Annotated in this window: 5 protein-coding genes; all 5 read left to right on the top strand. The window is 72.3% G+C overall.

Features of this window, described 5'->3' with window-relative positions; all coding sequences use genetic code 11:
- On the top strand, positions 1-847 hold an 847-nt coding region (locus BG452_RS31045), incomplete at its 5' end, for an ATP-binding protein (protein WP_188307686.1).
- A 202-nt stretch (positions 848-1,049) separates the two neighbouring features.
- Positions 1,050-2,600, top strand: coding sequence for a phage tail sheath family protein (locus BG452_RS31040; protein ID WP_188307685.1), 1,551 nt, complete (start codon positions 1,050-1,052; stop codon positions 2,598-2,600).
- Between the two features lie 45 nt (positions 2,601-2,645).
- Positions 2,646-3,086 carry a phage tail protein gene (locus tag BG452_RS31035; protein ID WP_188307684.1) on the top strand — a complete coding sequence of 147 codons (441 nt, stop codon included), beginning with the start codon at positions 2,646-2,648 and terminating at the stop codon, positions 3,084-3,086.
- Positions 3,083-3,571, top strand: coding sequence for a hypothetical protein (locus BG452_RS31030; RefSeq protein ID WP_188307683.1), 489 nt, complete (start codon positions 3,083-3,085; stop codon positions 3,569-3,571). The genes BG452_RS31035 and BG452_RS31030 overlap by 4 nt, the downstream gene beginning before the upstream one ends.
- Positions 3,568-3,726, top strand: coding sequence for a DUF6760 family protein (locus BG452_RS31025; protein ID WP_188307682.1), 159 nt, complete (start codon positions 3,568-3,570; stop codon positions 3,724-3,726). The genes BG452_RS31030 and BG452_RS31025 overlap by 4 nt, the downstream gene beginning before the upstream one ends.
- Positions 3,727-3,882 lie beyond the last annotated feature (156 nt).

Genomic DNA, 3,882 nt, shown 5'->3' with positions numbered 1-3,882 from the left:
CGGCCTGGCCCGCCTCGCCCGGCGGATCGAGCCCGCGGTCGGCTGGGCCGACCTGGTGCTGCCCGACCCCACCGCCGCCCGGCTGCGCGAACTGGTGCTGCGCGCCCGGCACCGCGACCAGGTGCTCGGGCAGTGGCGGATGCGGCCGGGCGGCGGCCGGGGCAACGGGGTGATCGCCCTGTTCGCCGGGGAGTCGGGCACCGGCAAGACCATGTCGGCCGAGGTGGTCGCCGCCGAACTCGGCATGGAGCTGTACGTGGTGGACCTCTCCACGGTGGTCGACAAGTACGTCGGCGAGACCGAGAAGAACCTGGAACGGATCTTCACCGAGGCCGCGCAGGTCAACGGCGTCCTGCTGTTCGACGAGGCGGACGCGCTGTTCGGCAAGCGCTCGCAGGTCAAGGACGCCCACGACCGCCACGCCAACGTGGAGACCGCCTACCTGCTCCAGCGGATGGAGTCCTTCGCGGGCATCGCGCTGCTGACCACCAACCTGCGCGCCAACCTGGACGAGGCGTTCACCCGGCGACTGGACGTCATCGCCGAGTTCCCGCTGCCCGACCAGGCGCAGCGCCTCCTGCTGTGGGACCGCTCGCTGGGCCCGCGGCTGCCCCGCGGCGACGACCTCGACCTGGACTTCTGCGCCCGGCAGTTCGAGCTCACCGGCGGCTCCATCCGGTCCTGCGCCGTCTCCGCGGCCTACCTGGCCGCCGGAACGGGCACCCCGCTGGGCATGGCCCAGCTGGTCGCCGCCGTGGTCGGCGAGTACCGCAAGCTGGGGCGGCTGGTGCTGGAGAGCGAGTTCGGGCCGTGGCTGGGCGTCCTCGGGGACACCGGGCACGGCTGACGGGGCGTGGGGCGCCGGGGGTGCAGCGGGCGTTGGAGGGGGCCGGGCCGTCCGGTGCGCCTGGGAGTACCCGCCGGGCTGGCCGCCGGGGGCAGCCGGTGCTGCCCCCGGCGCGGGACCAGGGGACATGTCCCCGGACGGCGCCCCGGCCGCAGACTCGGGGGAGTACCAGGAGAATGACCGGTCATCCGAAGGAGCGCGAATGCCGTCGTACCTGACCCCGGGCGTGTACGTGGAGGAGGTCCAGTCCGGTGCCCGGCCGATCGAGGGCGTCGGCACGGCCGTGGCCGCCTTCGTCGGCTTCGCCGGATCCGGACCCTTCCACGAGCCCACGCTGGTGACCAACTGGGACCAGTACGTCCAGCGGTTCGGCGGCTTCACCGAGGGCACCTACCTCGCCCACGCGGTCTACGGCTTCTTCGCCAACGGCGGCGGCTCCGCCTACGTGGTGCGGATCGGCGACCCGGACCGGCAGGCCTCCGGCGGCGTCCCCGCCGCTGCCGCCGTCACCGTGGCGCCGGCCGCGGTCTCCGGCTTCCTGATCTCCGCCCTGCCCGGCGCGGGCGCCGACGTGTCCGTCGAGATCGCCGACGCCGAGGGCGAGAACGTCCCCGACGACCGGTTCCGGCTGCTGGTCCGCCGCGGCGCCGAGGTGGTGGAGAGCTACGACGTCTCCACCCGGAAGAACACCAAGGGCTACGTCGTCACCCAGCTGCGCGAGTCCAAGCTCATCGCGGTCATCGAGCAGGCCGGCACCGCGCCCAGCCGCCCCGAGCGCCGCACCCACGCGCTCGCCGCGGCCCCCGCGCCCGCGCCCGGCCCGGTGGTGGCCCCCGGCGCCCGGCTGGACCCCGCCGAGTACGTCGGCGACGCCGCCGCCCGCACCGGCTTCTCGGGCCTGGAGGCGATCGACGAGATCACCATGGTCGCGGTGCCCGACCTGATGAGCGCCTACCAGCGCGGCGAGCTCGACGACGAGGGCCTGCGCACCGTCCAGCTCGCGGTGATCTCGCACTGCGAGCAGATGGGCGACCGGATCGCCGTCCTGGACCCGCCGCCCGGGCTCAACGCCCAGCGGATGCGCACCTGGCGACAGGACGAGGCGGGCTACGACTCCCGCTACGCCGCCCTCTACTACCCGTGGATCAAGGTCTTCGACCCGGCCACCGGCCGCAACACGCTGGTCCCGCCGAGCGGGCACGCCGCCGGGGTGTGGGCGCGCAGCGACGCCGAGCGCGGCGTGCACAAGGCGCCGGCCAACGAGGTCATCCGCGGCGCCGTCGACCTCGAACTGCGGCTCAGCAAGGGCGAACAGGACCTGCTGAACCCCATCGGCGTCAACTGCGTCCGGGCGTTCCCCGGGCGCGGCATCCGGATCTGGGGCGCGCGCACCCTCTCCTCCGACCCGGCCTGGCGCTACCTCAACGTGCGCCGGCTCTTCAACTACCTGGAGGAGTCGATCCTCCTGGGGACCCAGTGGGTCGTCTTCGAACCCAACGACGACCGGCTGTGGTCCAGCATCCGCCGGAACATCACCGCCTTCCTCACCGAGGAGTGGCGGCGCGGAGCGCTGTTCGGCCAGACCGCGGCCGAGGCCTTCTACGTCAAGTGCGACCGCGACAACAACCCGCCGGAGTCCATCGACCTCGGTCAGGTGATCTGTGAGATCGGGGTCTCGCCGGTGAAGCCGGCCGAGTTCGTGGTGTTCCGACTGGCCCAGTTCTCCGACAGCACGAGCCTCGTCAACGAGTGATCGTCGTACGGTCGGCCCCCATCGCACGGAAGGTGACAGCACGCCATGGCTGAAGGCGATCCGCTCTCCACACACATATTCGGCGTCCAACTCGGCGGCTACAACGTCGAGTCCGTCAAGGAGATCAGCAACCTGACGGTCGAACAGGACGTCGTCGAGTACAAGCAGGTGACCCAAGAGGGCAAGCTGATCGTCCGCAAGCAGCCCGGCGCCCGGCTGCCCGGCGAGGTGACCATCACCCGCGGCCTGGACAAGAGCGGCGCCTTCACGAACTGGATCAAGGAGACCCTCAACAACGGGGCGATCAACACCGCGCGGCAGAACCTGACCATCGAGGTCAAGGACACCACCGGCGCGACCCTGCGCCGCATCCAGCTCACCAACGCCTGGGCCAGCCGCTGGGAGGGCCCCACGCTCAGCGCCGGCGAATCCAGCGCCGCGACCGAGACCGTGACCATCGTGTTCGAGGAGATCCACGTCGAGTGAGGCGGAAGATCGGCCTTGAGGAGCTGCTGGAAGGGGCCCCGGCCCAGCAGAGCCCCGCGCCGCAGCAGCAGAGCCCGGCACCGACGGGGCCGGCCGGGCCGCCCCGACGGCAGTCGCCGCACGGCGAGTTCGAGTTCGAGCTGCCGCTCGGCTACGTCGACGACGAGGGCACCGTGCACCGCCACGGCGCCATGCGGCTGGCCACCGCCCGCGACGAACTGATGCCGCAGATCGACCTGCGGGTCAAGGAGAACCCGGCCTACCTCAGTGTGGTGCTGCTCAGCCACGTGATCACCAGGCTGGGCGACCTCACCGACGTGCACGCCGGGATCGTCGAGCGGATGTACGCCACCGACGTCGCCTTCCTCCAGGACCTCTACCAGCGGATCAACAGCGAAGGCCACACGCGCGCCGCGGTGACCTGCCCGCACTGCGACGGCGCCTTCGAGGTCGACCTCGCCGGTGGGCGCCTGGGGGAATCGTGACGTACGCGCCTGCTCGGTTGTACGAGGAGATCGCGTACATCGCCTACCACTTCCACTGGCCGCGCGAGGATCTCCTCGACCTGACCCACCGCGAACGCGGGCAGTGGGTGCGCGAGATCGCGCGGATCAACTCCCGTGTCAGTGAAGGTGGGTGAGCCGGGTGGGGCTGCGGGACTGGATCGCCGGGCGGCGGGTCGGGGCCGGGGACGGGACTGAATCCGGTCCCGGCCCCGGGGCCGCTTCCGGTGCTGCGGAGACCGCCGTCGGTCCGGGCGGGGCCGCGCGGCCCCGCCCGGCGGCCGGGGGCGGGG

The sequence above is a fragment of the Streptomyces sp. CBMA123 genome, assembly GCF_014596465.1.
Lineage (GTDB): Bacteria > Actinomycetota > Actinomycetes > Streptomycetales > Streptomycetaceae > Kitasatospora.
Note: the sequence above shows the minus strand (reverse complement) of the source record. Positions and strands in the feature narration are given on the sequence as shown.